Origin of the sequence: Sphingomonas sp. JC676 (genome assembly GCF_014489075.1) — a bacterium.
Taxonomy (GTDB): domain Bacteria; phylum Pseudomonadota; class Alphaproteobacteria; order Sphingomonadales; family Sphingomonadaceae; genus Sphingomonas.
The window spans coordinates 357,941-373,451 of the sequence record NZ_JACTGR010000004.1; the positions used below are offsets into that span (position 1 = coordinate 357,941).

A 15,511-nucleotide genomic window follows, 5' to 3' on the forward strand; every position below is an offset into this window, starting at 1 on the left:
ATGGGCGGCACGGATGCAATTTTCTTCGTGGGATCGGATCGACGGCGGCAAATATCTCGACGAGGCAGTGGCGGTAGCCGCATTGCTGGATGCGGCGCTCCCGGAAGCCGAGCGGGTCGAGGCCCGGGAGGACGCGATTCGGCTCGTGGAAGAAACGCGGGCACTCGCGGGCGGGCAACGCTTGATGGAGGGTTTCCTCGCCGAATTCTCGCTCGATACGGACGAAGGTCTCGCGTTGATGACCCTCGCCGAAGCACTCATCCGTACGCCCGACAACGCTACGCGTGACCTGCTGATCGCCGAGAAGATCGGGTCGGGCGATTGGCATGCGCATCGCGGCCAGTCGCCGAATACCGTCGTCAATCTCGCCACCCGTGGCCTGGCGCTTGCCGACGACCTGCTCGGTGCCCGCGCCGGCACCGACAATGTGCTCAAGCGTCTCGCCGCACGGGTGGGCGAGCCGGTGATCCGCCGCGCGGTGCGTGCGGCGGTCGCGCAAATGGGCAACCAGTTCGTGCTTGGCCGGACGATCGGCGAGGCGTTGCGCCGCGCGAGGAAACGGGGCTTTCTCTGCTCGTTCGACATGCTGGGCGAGGGCGCGCGCACCGAAGCCGATGCCGTGCGCTACGAGCATATCTATGCCGCGGCCATCGAGGCGGTGGGGCGCGACCATAGCGGGCTCCCTCCCGAGGAAGGGCACGGCATCTCGGTCAAGCTTTCGGCGCTCTGCCCGCGCTATGCTGCGGTGCAGGAGGACCGCGTCTGGGACGAGCTCTATCCGCGGCTCAAGCGGCTCGCGGTGATGGCGGCGGCGCATGATCTCAATCTCGCGATCGATGCCGAGGAGGCGGACCGGCTGGTGCTGTCGCTCAAGCTGGTCGAGCGGCTCGCGCACGAGCCCGATCTCGATGCATGGGACGGACTTGGCGTGGTGGTGCAGGCCTATCAGAAACGCGCCTGCGCGGTGATCGATGGGCTGCACGATCTGGCGCGGCGCAGTGGCCGGCGGCTGATGATCCGCCTGGTCAAGGGCGCTTATTGGGACAGCGAGATCAAGCGCGCCCAGATCGCCGGCCGGCCCGACTATCCCGTTTTCACCACCAAGGCAGCGACCGATGTCAGCTTTCTTGTCTGCGCGGACCGCCTGATCGCTGCGAGCCCGCATCTCTATCCGCAATTCGCCACGCACAACGCGCATACGCTGGTTACAGTGCGCCACATGGCTGCGGCGCGCGGCGTCCCGATCGAGCACCAGCGGCTGCATGGCATGGGAGAATCGCTCTACGCGGCGGCGGCGAAATCGGGACCGCTTCGCGTCCGCGCCTATGCGCCGGTGGGCGGGCACGAGGAGCTTCTTCCCTATCTGGTGCGACGGCTGCTCGAGAACGGCGCCAATTCCAGCTTCGTCAACGCGTTGCTCGACGAGGAAGTGCCGCCGGCCGAATTGGTCCGCGATCCGTTCGAGGCGCTAGCCGCCGCACCCGGCAGGCACCCGAAGATCCCGCTGCCGTCGCAGCTTTATGGTTCGGCGCGCGCCAATCCGCTCGGCCGCGATTACAGCGTAGCCACGGTGCGGGCTTCGGCCGGCGAGGCGGCCGCTCGGCTTTGCCAGGACAAGCCGCTGGGCGGACCGGTGATCGGCGGCGAGAATGCCGGCGACGAGCCGCTGCGGCCGCTGCGAAGCCCTGTAGATGGTGGCTTTGTGGGCCTGATCCGCGATGCGACCGCCGCCGATGTGGATCGCGCTGTCGCCGCCGCTCGCCAGGCGCAGCCCCAATGGGACCGACGCGGCGGCACGGAACGCGCTGCGATTCTGCGCCGAATGGCCGAGGCCCTCGAAGCCAGGATGGACGATCTGATCGCGCTGCTCGCGCGCGAAGCCGGAAAGACGCTTGAGGATGGCGTCGCCGAGGTCCGCGAGGCGGTGGATTTCTGCCGCTATTATGCCGGGCTCGCGGAGCGGCAATTCGGTGCGCCGATGATCCTGGACGGTCCGGTCGGCGAAACCAACGCGCTCGAGTTGCATGGCCGCGGCATCTTCGTTTGCATCAGCCCATGGAATTTCCCGCTGGCGATCTTCACCGGACAGGTCGCCGCCGCGCTCGCGGCCGGCAACACGGTCCTCGCCAAACCCGCCGAACAGACGCCGCTGATCGCGGCGGAAGCGGTTCGCCTGTTCCATCGGGCCGGTCTTCCGAAGGGCGTGCTGGCGCTGCTTCCGGGCGAAGGGGGTGTGACCGGCGCCGCGTTGGTCGCGCATCCGGGCATCGACGGGGTGGCCTTTACCGGTGGCACCCAGACGGCATGGCGGATCAACCGCAGCCTTGCGCTCCGCGAGGGCCCGATCCTGCCGTTCATCGCCGAGACGGGCGGCCTCAATGGCATGTTCGTCGATACGACTGCGCTCCGCGAACAGGTCGTCGACGATGTGATCCTGTCCGCCTTCGGGTCGGCCGGCCAGCGTTGCTCTGCGCTGCGCATGCTGTTCGTGCCCGAAGCGAATGCCGATGCGACGATCGAGGCAATCGCGGGGGCAATCGACCAATTGCGGATCGGCGACCCGTCCGACCCCTCGACCGATATCGGCCCGGTGATCGATGGCGCGGCGCGCACGGCACTGGCCGAGCATGCTCTCCGTCTCGATCGCGAAGCCAGGATCGTGCGCAGACTAGAGTCCGGATCGCGGCCGGGCAGTTTCTTCGGTCCGATCCTTGCCGAAGTGCCGCGGCCCGATTTCCTGGAACGCGAAGTCTTCGGTCCGATCCTGCACGTCTATCGCTACCGTGCGGGTGAGCTCGACTCGGTGGCCGAATTGCTGGCCAGACGCGGCTATGGCCTGACCCTGGGCATCCATAGCCGCCTCGATTGCTTCGCCGATCGCGTGCGGACGGCAGTACCGGCCGGAAATGTCTATGTGAACCGCTCGATGGTGGGCGCAGTAGTAGGCGTGCAACCATTTGGCGGAGAAGGCCTTTCCGGAACGGGACCCAAAGCGGGAGGTCCCCACGCGCTGCTCCGCTACGCCACCGAGCGCGCGGTCTCCATCAATATCGCCGCCCAGGGAGGAGACCCGGCGCTGCTCGGCCTCTAGCGGACATCTTGCCGCCACGGCGGCCGCAGGACTTTGCATTTTGGCGCGTGAAAGTATATTCCGGGCGGAGGATCGATGCGCGTGCATGCGTCGCGATTGCTAGGATTTGCTCGAAGATGAATACCGCTGTCTTGCAAGAGGACCTCCACGCGACGGAGCAACCGCGCGCCAGCCGGCTCCAGTCCGATCTCGCCGGACGGATCCTCCGCATGCTCAAGGAACAGGGGGCAGGCCCCGGCCATCATTTGGTCGAGCTGGATCTTTGCCGCTTGTTCGACGTCTCGCGCACCCCGGTTCGCGGCGCGCTCAAGCTGCTTGCGGAGCAGGGCGCAGTCGAGCAGCGCGCCAATCGCGGCTATGTGCTTCGCGGCCCGATTATCGAAGCGCCCGAAGTCGAAGTGATAAACCCCGCCAATGAGGAGGATCAGCGCCTCTTCATCACGATCGCGGAGGCGCGCAACGCTGGCCGCCTGCCCGACCAGTGCAGCCAGCAGGAGATTGTGCGTATCCTGGGCGCGAAGCTGGGGCCTGTCGTTCGCGTGCTGCGCCAGCTCGCCGATCTGGGGCTGGTCGAGCGCAAGCCGGGCAATGGTTGGTCGTTCGCGCTTCCGATCAATTCGGGCCAGGCACGTGAGGACAGCTACTCCTTTCGCAGCATCGTCGAGCCTGCCGGGCTCATCGAACCAACCTTCGAGCTCGATCTGGAGTGGTACGAACGCAGCCGCGCCCGGCACATTGCCTTCCGCAAGCGCAAATGGCGCGACACGCTCGCGGTCGAGTTGTTCGAGATCAATTCCGATTTCCACGAGCAGCTCGCCCGCTGCTCGGGCAATCGCTACGTCCTGGACGCAGTCCAGCGCCAGAACCGGCTTCGCTCGTTCCTCAACATCCAGTGGGTAAACGGCGTCGAGCGCGTGCTCGATTCGATTGACGAGCATGTGCAGATCATGGATGCGCTGGCCAATGGGGACAATCGCCGGGCATACGACCTGATGAAGGCGCATCTGACCAGCGCCAGGGACGTCGAGCCGACCATCTCCTGATTTATTACTTGTATTATTGAATCTAATAGTACAATCTGACTCGCCAATTGAGAGGCGGGGCGATGGATCAGTACAATATCATTCTCTTCGGCGGAGGGCGCATGGGCTCCGCGTTGCTGCGCGGCTGGCTGGCCGCCGGCGTCAATGCGTGTGACATCAACGTCGTCGATCCAGCCCCGTTGCCGGAACTCGCCGAGCTGGCGTGCGCGTGCGGTTTTGCGCTCAATGCGCCTATCGAAGCGCAAGGAGGGCAGGCCCTCGTTCTGGCTGTGAAGCCGCAGAAGATTGCCGAGCTCGCCGCGCAATATGAGGGGATGGCGAGCGAGGACACACTGATCGTGTCGATCATCGCGGGCAAGACGCTCGCCGATCTGGCGCGGCTGTTTCCGCAGGCCCGTTCCTTCGTGCGGGCAATGCCCAATCTGCCCGCGGCAGTCGGCCGCGGCGCCACGGTTGCGGCGACATCGGGCGATTTTACACCTGCGCATAGGCTTTTCACCGAGCGGCTGCTGGGCAGCACCGGAACGCTAGAATGGCTGGGTGAAGAGGACCTGATCGATGCGGCGACCGGGGTGTCCGGTTCGGGACCTGCCTATTTCTTCTATTTGTGCGATTGCCTGACCGAGGCGGGCCTTGCCGCTGGACTGCCTTATCCGATCGCGGAGCGCCTCGCGCGACAGACTATCGCGGGCGCGGGGGAGATGCTGAGGGTGAGCGAGAAGAGCGCCGAACAACTCCGCCGCGACGTGACCTCGCCCGCGGGTACCACCGAGGCCGGATTGAAGGTGCTCATGGCCGACGGACTGGTCCCGGGCCTGATCGAGCGCGCGGTCGCGACGGCGACGGCGCGGGCTCGGGAACTCGCGGGCTAGCATGGGGCCCGCTCGCGCGCCCGTAGTGATCGACGCGCCCGCCACGGCGCGGGCATTGGCGTTCCCCGAACTGGTGACTGTGCTCCGCGGCGCGTTCGCGGCTGGCGCGACTGTGCCCGAGCGGCATCACCATTATGTGCCGGTGGAAGGCCGGACCCCCGGCGTGCTGCTGGTGATGCCGGCCTGGCGCGAGGGCGGCTATCTGGGCGTCAAGCTCGCCAATATCTTCCCGGGCAACACCACGCTCGGGCTGCCCAGCGTCCATGCCGGCTATCTGCTGTTCGACGCATCGACCGGCGCTCCGCTTGCGATGATCGATGGGAACGAGATCACGGCACGGCGAACGGTTGCGGTGTCGGCGCTCGCGGCTTCCTATCTGGCGCGCGAGGATGCCCGGTCGTTGCTGATCGTGGGCGCCGGGCGGCTGGCCGGGCTCGCCGCGCATGCGTTCCGGGCGGTTCGGCCGATCGACCGGGTAGCGGTGTGGAACGTCCGGCCTGACCGGGCGATAGCACTTGCCGCAACCCTGCGCGAGCAAGGAATTGAGGCCGTCCAGGCCCCGTCGCTCGAACAGGCGGTGGGCGAAGCCGACATCGTTACCTGCGCGACGCTTTCTGCGGATCCGCTGATCCGCGGCGAATGGCTGCGCCCCGGCGCCCATGTCGATCTGATCGGCAGCTTCACGCCGGCGATGCGCGAGGCGGACGATGCCTGCTTCGCGCGGGCGCGCGTGTTCGTCGACAGCGAGCGCGGTTTCGAGGAATCGGGCGATCTGATCGGCCCGCTGGCGAGCGGTGCGATCCCCGGCCCCGAATCGGTCGGCACTCTCGCGGGTCTTTGCGGCGGACTCCTCGCAGGCCGCCGCACGGATGAGGAGATCACGCTGTTCAAAGCAGTCGGCACGGCATTGGCCGATCTTGCGGCGGCAGGGCTCGTATTCGAAAGTACCGAGAGGTCGGCATGACGGACACCGTGGTCCGCACGATCGACATGCACACTGCCGGCGAACCGGTCCGCATCGTCGAGAGCGGGTATCCCGAGCTTCGAGGCACGACGATCCTCGAGAAGCGACGCGACGCGCTGACGCGGTTCGACGCGCTCCGGACGATGCTGATGCTCGAACCGCGCGGGCATGACGGAATGTATGGCGTGATCCCGACGGCGCCGTGCGCGCAGGGGGCAGATCTCGCGGTGCTGTTCACCCACCAGGAAGGCTATAGCACGATGTGCGGCCATGCCACCATCGCGATTGGGCGCTGGGCGGTCGACAGCGGCCGCGTGCCGCTGGTCGATGGCCGCGCGGCGTTCGGCCTCGAGGCACCGTGTGGCGTCGTTCGCGTCGAAGTGGAGCAGAAAGGCGAGGGCGCGCCGCTGGTTGCGTTCGAGAGCGTCCCGTCGTTCGCGATGCTTCTCGACCAGGAAGTGGACCTGCCCGGACTTGGCCGTGTGACCTTCGACATCGCGTTCGGCGGTGCTTTCTACGCAATCCTGCCGGCGTCGCGGATCGGCCTCTCGTTGATGGAGACCCCGCTCGCCGAGCTGGTCTGCGCCGGAACCGCGATTACTGCCGCGGTTCGGGCAGCGCTGACGATCCGTCATTCGACAGAGCCCGATCTCGGCTTTCTTTACGGTACGATATTGACCGACGACGTGCCGCTAGGCGCGCATGGTGGCCGGCCGAGCTACAATTTGTGCATCTTCGCGGAAGGCCAGATTGACCGGTCGCCCACCGGCAGCGGCGTCACGGCGCGCATCGCCCTCGCCGCGGCGCGGGACGAGATGAATATCGGCCAGTTCTGCGAGATACGCGGCGTTTCGGGTGAGGGATTTGTCGGCACGCTCACCGCCGCCGAGCCGGGTCCGGACGGGATCCTATCCCGCGTGCGGGTCGCCGGGCGGTCCCATTATGCGGCGCGCTGCGAGTTCATTGCCGAGGCGGGGGACCGTTTCGCCCACGGCTTCACGCTGCCAGCGAAGCTGAGCGAGCTCTAGTCTAACCGACGCGACTGCCGCGCAGCGTCGGCCAGGCACGAGCACCGCTGTTGATGTTGACGCGCCGGTCGAGCGTCAGGGCATCGCCGTTACGCGCGATTGTCAGCGTGTCGCGAAATGCGGATTCGACGAAGTGGAGCGTGATCTCCAGCGCATGCTCGCCAGTCCATCGGGCACCGGCGACGGTCGGTGTTTCGGCCATCACGTAGCCGTGATGGAGCGACGCGCCGGGGAAGGTGAGGGGGGCGGTCCGCCAGCTATCAAGGGGTGCGGCGAGGAAATGCTCTCCGCTTGCATCGGCCAGCGCCAACCGGACCGAATCCGCCGTGAAACGCAGGCCGATCCGCTCGATGTCGAGTTCATTTGGCGCCACGGTCCAATCACCCTCCAAGCGCGCGGGATCGCCCGTCGCGGACGAGCGCAAAGCGGGCTCCGCGGCCCATCCGGCGAGCCGTTTCGCGAGGGTGCGATCCGCTTCGGCGTCGCCCCCGGCGAAAGCCGCCGGGAAATGGCGTTTGAGGTGCGGGAGCAGCACGGCGCTCTCTTCCATCGCCGAGTGTATCGCGAGCACGGCATCATGTTCCGGATAGACGACCACCATCTGCACGAACTGGCCAAGCGCCGTGAAATAGGTATCTCCGATCACCCAGTGATAGCCATAATCGTCCGCGCCCTGAGCGCGCGTCGCGGCTTCGACCCACCATAGGGGCAGGATCTGCATGCCTTCCCATACGCCCTTCTGGGCATGCAGGATGCCCAGCTTGAGCGCGTCGACGGGCAGGAAGGTGATCCCGTTCCCGCCGGGATTGATGCCGTCGGGCCCGACATCCCAGCGGAGGCGCCGCATGCCCAGCGGTTCGAAAAGCCGCGGCGTCAGATAGGCGTGGATCGTATCCCCGGTTACGCGCTGTACGATGGCGGAGAGCATGTAGCTGGCCGCGCTTGAATAGAGATAGTGCGTGCCCGGTTCGTGCACGATCGGGATCTTGAAGAACTCCGCGATCCAGCTCGTTCCGATCCCGCGCCAGATCGACCCGGAGACTTCCCGCGCATGGCCGGTGCGCATGGTGATCAGGTCTTCGACCGTCATGCGTGCGGCAGGTGAGGCGGGATCGATAGCGACCTCGGGGAAAAAGCTCGCGACTCGATCCTGCAGGGCCAGTTTCCCGGCATCGACGAGCAGGCCGATCGCACAAGCGGTGACGCTCTTGGTCATCGAATGGCTCATCCGCAGCCGGTCCGGGCCATAGGGCCAGTGGAAGCCCTCGGCCACGACCGCGCCGTCGCGCCACAACATCAAGCTCTGCAGTTCGAGTCCCGCGCCTTCGACATCATCGAGGAATCGCTGGATCGCTGTGGCATCGATCTGCTTGCCCATAGGGGAGGCACGGCGGAGTCCGTCGCCTCTTTCCGCCTCGTTTGCCCCGATTTCCTCGATCACCCCTGCGCTCCAAATTCGCTCGGACTCAACCTTGCCGATGCCTGACGGGCTAGAATTGCATTGCCGCGCGGTCAAGAATTTTGTATTGTTGAATTTCAAAATCCAAAATCATTTGATCGGCGGGCGCGGCCCCGGCTGCGAAAAGGGAGGGTATTGAACGGTGTCGAAGCAGTCGCTGTTGAAGGTACATCGCTGGATTGGCGGCATACTCGCAATCCTGCTGGTCGTGCAGGCGCTTTCCGGAACCGTGCTGGTGTTCCGCGACGAGATCGAGCGGATCATCCATCCCGCATTGATCGTCCAGCCGGGCCCGGTACGCCAGCCAGTCCAAGCGCTGCTCGACACCGTTCGTGCCCGCCATCCCGAAGCGGTGGTCCAGCGCGCCGAGTTCGCGCGCGCGGACGACCAGACGGTGCTGTTCAAGCTCAAGCGCAAGGCGGACGACGCGCTGCTGCTCGTCGCCGTCGACCCGTATCGCAACGTGATCGTGCGAGATGGCGGATTGGGAAGCTGGCCCACCGAGTGGATCTTCGCGGTTCATGAGCATCTGTTGATCGGGCCGGTCGGAGAAACGGTCGTCGGGATCGAAGGGCTCGGCTTGTTGTTCATGGCGATCACCGGCCCGATCGTGTGGTGGCCGGGTCGGCGGCGGCTGAGGCAAGGCTTCAAGGTCCGTTTGGACGCCAAGCCCGATCCGAAGTGGCGGTCGCTGCATCGCGCGGTCGGGGCCGGGGCCGCCGTCTTCCTGTTGCTTTCGGCTGTTACCGGCGTGCTGATGGTCTGGAAGGAGCCGTTCCGCGATGCGCTTGGGACGGTAACCCGCGCCGACGGCAAGCCCGCGCCAAAGGTTCCTGACCATAAGGTCCCGCTCGTCGCCGTCGACCGGCTGATCTCCCAGGCGCATGCCGCCTATCCCGGCCCCCTGCTGCGCCAGCTGCGCTTTTCCAGCGGCGGACGCGTGGTTGCCGTCTATCTGGACAGCGATCGCACGATGCGGGCCGACGGCACGATCCAACTCTATTACAATGCCGAGAGCGGCACCGCGGTCGGGCGTTACGTATCGGGCGAGATGCCTGCAGGCAGCGAATTCATCGACTGGATCTACACGGTCCATACCGGCCTTTGGGGAGGCGTGCTGACGCGGACGCTGCTGGTGCTGACCGGATTCGTGCTCGCCGGACTGGCGGGCAGCGGCGCCTGGCTCTGGTATGTACGCGCGCGCCGCGTGCGCGAAAATCGCGCGGCGCGAGCAGCCGCTGCGGTGCAATGAGACTGGACTTTTAAAATCAATAATGCAATTCGCGCCGAACCGATGCGGAGAGTTCAGATGACACAGCAGGAAGCCCGGCAGCGTCGCCGGGAAGTGCATTGAAGACGGTCCTGGTTCTGCCGGGCGATGGCATCGGACCCGAGATAACCGATGCTACGCTGGCGGTGTTGGAGGCCGCGACGCAGGGCGCGATCCGGTTCGAGAAGATGCTGATCGGCGAGGCGAGCCTGGCTTCGACCGGATCGACCCTTCCCGACGATGTGCTCGAAGCGATCCCGGCCATGGATGGCGTGCTGCTCGGGCCCGTGTCGCATTATACCTACCCGGCCGGACAGCCCAATCCATCGGCGACGCTTCGCACGCGGTTCAACCTGTTCGCGAACATTCGTCCTTGTCGTTCGCGGCCCGATCTTTCGATCCTGCGCAAGCCGATGGACCTCGTAATCGTGCGCGAGAATACCGAGGGCTTCTACGCCGATCGCAGCATGCACATGGGGCCTGGCGAGTTCATGCCCGATCCCGACAGCGCCTTTTCGATCCGCAAGATCACGGGCGCCGCGACCCGGCGGGTCGCGCAGGTGGCGTGCGAGATCGCCGAGGCGCGAAGCGGCCGGCTGACCGTGGTGCACAAGGCGAACGTGCTCAAGCTCACCGACGGCCTGTTTCTCCGTGAAGTGCGCGCGGTCGCGGCACAGCATCGGCGTGTGACGCTGGACGAGGTGATCGTCGATGCCGCAGCGGCACTCCTGATCCGCGATCCGGCGCGCTTCGACGTGATCGTCACGACCAACATGTTCGGCGACATATTGTCCGACGAAGCGTCGGAGCTGAGCGGCAGCCTGGGGCTCGGCGGCTCGATCAACGCGGGCGAGGATATCTGCGTCGGCCAGGCGCAGCACGGCTCCGCGCCCGACATTGCGGGGCAGGGGATCGCCAATCCAACGTCGCTGATCCTCTCGGCGGCAATGCTGCTCGACTGGATGGGACGGCGCGCGAACGACGATGGGTTGACGAAGGCCGCGCGCAGGATCGGGTCCGCGGTGGACAGCGTTCTCGACGATCCCGCGAGCCGGACCCGCGACATCGGCGGCACGCTGGGTACCGCCGCTTTCGCCGATGCCGTGGTGCGAGCGCTATGATCGCGTCGATCAATCCCGCGACAGGTGAAACGCTGGCGCGGTTCGACGGGCTCGACGGCAATGGCGTGGATCGGGTTCTGGAGCAGGCGGCTGCAGCGCAGCGCGGCTGGCGGCAGGTTCCGGTCGAGGCGCGCTGCGTCTTGCTTTCTGCGATCGCCGCGCTGCTCCGGCGCGATCGCGATCGGCTGGCGGCGATTATCACCGTCGAGATGGGCAAGCCGATCGGCGAGGCGGTGGCCGAGGTCGAGAAATGCGCCACCAACTGCGATTTCTATGCGGGCGCAGCGCCTGCCATGGTGGCGGACAGCGTCATCGCGGCCGTGCCGGGGACGCGTATCGCATACCAGCCGTTGGGCGTGGTGCTCGCGATCATGCCGTGGAACTATCCCCTGTGGCAGGTGGTGCGGTTCCTCGCACCGGCGCTTGCGGCGGGCAATGGCATCATCCTGAAGCATGCCGCGAACACGCCGCAATGCGCGCTGGCGATCGAAAAGCTCGTCGAGGAAGCGGGCGCCCCGCGCGGGCTGTTCGCCAATCTCTTCGTCGAGCCCGGCCAGATCGCGGGCGTCATCGCCGACTCGCGCATTGCTGCAGTGACGCTCACCGGATCGACACAGGTCGGCATGATCGTCGCCGCGCAGGCGGGCGCGGCGCTCAAAAAGCAGGTACTCGAGCTCGGCGGATCGGACCCGTTCGTCGTGCTCGCCGACGCCGATATCGAGCATGCCGCCGCGCAGGCGGTGACCGCACGCTTCACCAACGCCGGCCAGAGCTGCGTCAACGCCAAAAGGTTCATCGTCGACGAGGCCGTGGCCGATACCTTTGTCGACGCGTTTCGCGCCGCCATCGACGCGCGGCTGCGGCTGGGCGATCCGGTCGACCCGGCGACGACGCTCGGGCCGCTGGCGCGCGCCAATCTGCGCGCCGCGATCGAGGATCAGGTCGGCCGAACGCTTGACGGCGGGGCGAAGCTGGTCAGCGGCGGCACGAGCAAGGAGGGCCCTGGGTTCTTCTACGCGCCAACCCTGCTCGACCATGTGCGTCCCGGCATGGCCGCTTTCGACGAAGAGACGTTCGGACCCGCCGCCGCGATTGTCCGCGCGGCCGGGGCGGAGGAGGCGGTCGCGCTCGCCAACCGCACGGCGTTCGGGCTGGGCGCGTCGATCTGGACGCGTGATGCGGAGCGCGGTGCTGCGCTGGCGCGCGAGATCGATGCGGGTGCGGTGTTCGTCAACGCCGTCGTCGCCTCCGATCCGCGCGTGCCCTTCGGCGGCATCAAGCATTCGGGCTATGGCCGCGAGCTCGGCGAGCTGGGGCTCAAGGAATTTGTCAACGCGAAAACGATCAAGGTGGCAGCATGACCGGCATACTCCTTCGTCCCGCCGGTCTTCCGGTCAAGGATCGCGGCGGCGGCATCGTCACCACGCCTCTGGTCACCGCCGGCCGCGGATCGCGCGCGATGCTCACCGGCATCACCGAGATCGCGCCTGGCGCCGCGGTGCCGCTGCACACGCACAATTGCGAGGAATGCGTCGTGGTGCTCTCGGGGACCGGTTTCGCGCATATCGACGGCGTCGATCATCCCGTGCAGCCGCGCGACGCCAGCTGGATTCCGGCGGAAGTGCCGCACTGCTTCCGCAACGCTTCCGACACCGAACCGATGGCGATCTTCTGGACCTATGCCTCGATCGACGCCACTCGCACCATCGTCGCGACGGGCGTGACGACGCGGATCGACGAGGAACGCTGATGGCGACCGAGATCGCCTGTATCGACATACGCCCCGGCAGCGAGGCGGCCTTCGAGGCTGGTGCATACACGGCCGTGCCGGAATTCAGCGCGGCGGCGGGATGCTCGGCGATGCGGCTGCTGCGCTCGTATGAGACCGCGAGCCGCTATTGGCTGATCGTCGAATGGACCGATGTCGCTGCCCATGAGGCGTTTCGCGCCACGCCAGGCTTTGCGTATTGGCGCTCGCTGGTAGGGGATTTCTTCGCCGCGAAGCCGGCGGTCGAGCACGGCCTCCCCATCGGCATTTCATTCTAGACCGAGCTCAGCAACAGGCTCGTTTCGCTGTTGAGTATGCCGTCAATGCTGCGCACCTCGCGCAGCACACGGTCGAAATCGGTGAGCGTCTCGGTCTCGATTTCCGCGACCAGGTCCCAGCCGCCATTGGTGGTGTGCAGCGTCCGCAACTCGGGCATGCCCTTCAGGCTGTGGATCACCGCGCTCGTCGATCGCCCGGCGACCTCGATCAGCATCACCGCGCGGACGCCGCCCCGCACATCGTCGCGTGCGCGCACCGTGAAGCCCAGTATCGCGCCCGTCGCGATCATCCGTGCCATGCGTTTTTCGACCGTCGCGCGCGAAATGCCGAGCCGCTCGGCGAGGTGCGAAACGGGCGCACGCGCATCGATGCGCAATTCGGCGATCAGGCGGCGGTCGAGCGAGTCCAGCGGCTGCATGCACGAAATGCTCGACCCGCCACCGCAATTTGTCAATATTTTTGCACTTTCTGACGCAATAGTGCAGTTTCAAGCAGCACTTGTTGCCGCCACTCTGGCCTTGTCGGATTTGGAGGCAGGCTATGCGATTGGTGGAAGTCGGACATGTCGCGGCGCTGGTGCGCGCACGCGGAGTCGAAGAGGTGCTTTGCGATCTCGCGGACTATATCGAGGCGGATTATCGGCGCTGGGCCGAATTCGACAAGTCGCCGCGCTTCGCCAGCCATTCGAGCGACGGCGTGATCGAACTGATGCCGATCGCCGATGCTCAGGCTTTCGGCTTCAAATATGTCAACGGTCACCCGCGCAATTTCGAGGCGGGCCTGCAGACCGTCACCGGATTCGGGGTGCTTGCCGATGTCGCCACCGGCTATCCGCACCTGATCGCCGAAATGACGATCATGACGGCGCTGCGCACCGCCGCGATGTCGGCGCTCGCCGCGCGCCATCTCGCCCGGCCGGATGCGTCGAGCATGGCGATCATCGGCCTGGGCGCGCAATCCGAATTCCAGGCGATTGCATTTGGTGCGCTGCTCGGAATCGACCGGCTGCGCGTCTATGACGTCGATCCGGCCGCCGCCGCCAAGTTCGTCCGCAACATGGAGGGCATGGGCCTCCGCATCCATGTCGCGCGATCGGCGCCGGAAGCGGTGGAAGGGGCGGACATCGTCACCACCGTCACCGCCGACAAGAAGCTGGCGACCATCCTTTCGGACAATATGGTCGGTGCGGGAGTCCACCTGAATGCCATCGGCGGCGACTGTCCCGGCAAGACCGAGCTCCAGCCCGCGATCCTCGAGCGCGCGAGCGTCTTCGTCGAATATCAGCCGCAGACCAGGATCGAGGGCGAGATCCAGCAGATGCCGGCCGATTTCCCCGTTACGGAGTTGTGGCGCGTGATCGCAGGCGAGGCGCCGGGCCGCCAGCGGGTGGACGAAATCACCTTGTTCGATTCGGTCGGCTTCGCGATCGAGGATTTCGCGGCGCTGCGCTATCTGGCCGACGTTACGAAGGATCCGCGTTTTCACCGACAGATCGACCTGCTGGCGCAACCCGCCGATCCGCGCGACTTGTATGGCTTGGTCGGTCCGGTACGGGTCGAAGCCGCCGCCTAGTCCGGCAGCCTGTTCCAGACCGCCGTGGCGATGGCGAGGTCCTGCACGGCGACGCCGGTGAGATCGACCACGACGGTTCGATCGGCAGGAAATCGCTCCCGCCGGGCGAGCAGCTCCCCAAGCTCGATCACACTGGCCGGATCGAGCAGGCCGTCGCGCACTGCCCACCCCGCCTCGCCATGATCGAAGCATTGCGCGCGCGAATCGACCACGACGGTGGCCGAGGCGACGATTGCCGGGTCGAGCTCCTGCTTGCCCGGTGCGTCCGCGCCGAGCGCGATGATCCGGGTTCCCGGCCGCACCCATGCGGCGGGAATCAGCGGCGCGCGCGCGGCAGTGGCGGTGACGATGACATCCGCTTCGGCACAGAGCCGCTGCAGATCGGTAGCTTCGCCGCCGAGCAAGGCCGCTAGCGCATCCGCACGATCGGGGCGCCGTGCCGAGACCAGGACACGCTCCATCGGCAGATGGCGCTGAATGGCCTCGGCCTGCATCTGTGCCTGCTTGCCCGAGCCGACGATGCCCAGCGTTCGCGTGCCCTCGGCCGCTATCGCACGCGCGACGATCGCGCCGGTGAGCGCGGTGCGGATGTCGGTGAGCGCGCCGCGATCGCGCAGCAGCGCGACGACTTGCCCGGTCTGGGCGCGCGACAGGATGATGAAGCCGTCGCTCCCGGGCTCGCCATTGGCGGGTGCCGCGAAGCTGTTGACGAACTTGACCGCGAACAGGTCGTCGCCAGCCAGGTGTGCCCCCTTGACGTGGCAGTCACCAGACCGCGCGTCGAATCCCAGATGGCCGACTGCCATGACCTGCGCCTGCCCCGCGCTGTACCGGACAAAGGCGGCTTCCAGCTCCTGCATCAGCTCCGCCTCGTCGACCGCATCGAGAAGCGCTTCGAGTTCGATGATCCGCATATCCGTCCCCTCGTTCGACCTTGTTTGTATTTATATCTTTACAGAATACAATCCACCCCTATCCTCGACGAAAATGCATGATCCGGTCTGGCGGTGGTCCAGCGACAGGCCGGTACCGGTCGTGATACGC

14 protein-coding genes are annotated in these 15,511 nt (G+C 66.3%); 11 read left to right on the plus strand and 3 right to left on the minus strand.

What is annotated here, in order from left to right:
- Nucleotides 1-13: 13 nt before the first annotated feature.
- From putA to IAG41_RS15255, 5 genes are all read left to right on the plus strand, one after another.
- Nucleotides 14-3,091, plus strand: coding sequence for a bifunctional proline dehydrogenase/L-glutamate gamma-semialdehyde dehydrogenase PutA (putA, locus tag IAG41_RS15235; protein ID WP_187729498.1), 3,078 nt, complete (start codon nt 14-16; stop codon nt 3,089-3,091).
- 116 nt (nt 3,092-3,207) lie between these two features.
- The gene (locus tag IAG41_RS15240) at nt 3,208-4,134 is read left to right on the plus strand and encodes a GntR family transcriptional regulator (protein ID WP_187729499.1); all 927 of its coding nucleotides are present in this window, start codon (nt 3,208-3,210) and stop codon (nt 4,132-4,134) included.
- 62 nt (nt 4,135-4,196) lie between these two features.
- Nucleotides 4,197-5,006 (plus strand): pyrroline-5-carboxylate reductase, encoded by an 810-nt coding sequence (gene proC / locus IAG41_RS15245; protein WP_187729500.1) that lies wholly within the window; start codon nt 4,197-4,199, stop codon nt 5,004-5,006.
- Between the two features lies 1 nt (nt 5,007).
- Nucleotides 5,008-5,970, plus strand: coding sequence for an ornithine cyclodeaminase family protein (locus tag IAG41_RS15250; protein WP_187729501.1), 963 nt, complete (start codon nt 5,008-5,010; stop codon nt 5,968-5,970).
- Nucleotides 5,967-6,998: a proline racemase family protein gene (locus tag IAG41_RS15255; RefSeq protein WP_187729502.1), complete on the plus strand. Its 1,032-nt coding sequence runs from the start codon at nt 5,967-5,969 to the stop codon at nt 6,996-6,998. Before IAG41_RS15250 ends, IAG41_RS15255 begins: the two co-directional genes overlap by 4 nt.
- A gap of 1 nt (nt 6,999) precedes the next feature.
- Here IAG41_RS15255 and IAG41_RS15260 read toward each other — a convergent pair whose 3' ends face one another.
- A complete protein-coding gene (locus IAG41_RS15260) occupies nt 7,000-8,439 on the minus strand; it encodes a serine hydrolase domain-containing protein (RefSeq protein WP_187729503.1) in 1,440 nt (479 codons plus the stop codon).
- A gap of 178 nt (nt 8,440-8,617) precedes the next feature.
- On the opposite strand from IAG41_RS15260, the gene IAG41_RS15265 reads away from it, so the two are divergent.
- From IAG41_RS15265 to IAG41_RS15285, 5 genes are all read left to right on the plus strand, one after another.
- Nucleotides 8,618-9,709 carry a PepSY-associated TM helix domain-containing protein gene (locus IAG41_RS15265; RefSeq protein WP_187729504.1) on the plus strand — a complete coding sequence of 364 codons (1,092 nt, stop codon included), beginning with the start codon at nt 8,618-8,620 and terminating at the stop codon, nt 9,707-9,709.
- A 98-nt stretch (nt 9,710-9,807) separates the two neighbouring features.
- Entirely contained in the window at nt 9,808-10,848 is a 1,041-nt protein-coding gene (locus IAG41_RS15270; RefSeq protein ID WP_187729505.1) for an isocitrate/isopropylmalate dehydrogenase family protein, read from the plus strand.
- Nucleotides 10,845-12,209, plus strand: a complete 1,365-nt coding sequence (locus IAG41_RS15275) for an NAD-dependent succinate-semialdehyde dehydrogenase (RefSeq protein ID WP_187729506.1) — start codon at nt 10,845-10,847, stop codon at nt 12,207-12,209. Before IAG41_RS15270 ends, IAG41_RS15275 begins: the two co-directional genes overlap by 4 nt.
- Nucleotides 12,206-12,598 carry a cupin domain-containing protein gene (locus IAG41_RS15280; RefSeq protein WP_187729507.1) on the plus strand — a complete coding sequence of 131 codons (393 nt, stop codon included), beginning with the start codon at nt 12,206-12,208 and terminating at the stop codon, nt 12,596-12,598. Before IAG41_RS15275 ends, IAG41_RS15280 begins: the two co-directional genes overlap by 4 nt.
- Nucleotides 12,598-12,894 (plus strand): putative quinol monooxygenase, encoded by a 297-nt coding sequence (locus IAG41_RS15285; RefSeq protein WP_187729508.1) that lies wholly within the window; start codon nt 12,598-12,600, stop codon nt 12,892-12,894. Before IAG41_RS15280 ends, IAG41_RS15285 begins: the two co-directional genes overlap by 1 nt.
- Here IAG41_RS15285 and IAG41_RS15290 read toward each other — a convergent pair.
- Nucleotides 12,891-13,313, minus strand: a complete 423-nt coding sequence (locus IAG41_RS15290) for an Lrp/AsnC family transcriptional regulator (protein ID WP_187729509.1) — start codon at nt 13,311-13,313, stop codon at nt 12,891-12,893. The two genes, IAG41_RS15285 and IAG41_RS15290, sit on opposite strands and share 4 nt — an antisense overlap.
- Before the next feature lie 122 nt (nt 13,314-13,435).
- Here IAG41_RS15290 and IAG41_RS15295 point away from each other — a divergent pair, with 122 nt between their 5' ends.
- Nucleotides 13,436-14,467, plus strand: coding sequence for an ornithine cyclodeaminase (locus IAG41_RS15295; protein ID WP_187729510.1), 1,032 nt, complete (start codon nt 13,436-13,438; stop codon nt 14,465-14,467).
- Here the strand turns inward: IAG41_RS15295 and IAG41_RS15300 are convergent.
- Nucleotides 14,464-15,381 carry an ornithine cyclodeaminase family protein gene (locus IAG41_RS15300; protein WP_187729511.1) on the minus strand — a complete coding sequence of 306 codons (918 nt, stop codon included), beginning with the start codon at nt 15,379-15,381 and terminating at the stop codon, nt 14,464-14,466. The genes IAG41_RS15295 and IAG41_RS15300 overlap by 4 nt on opposite strands.
- Nucleotides 15,382-15,511 lie beyond the last annotated feature (130 nt).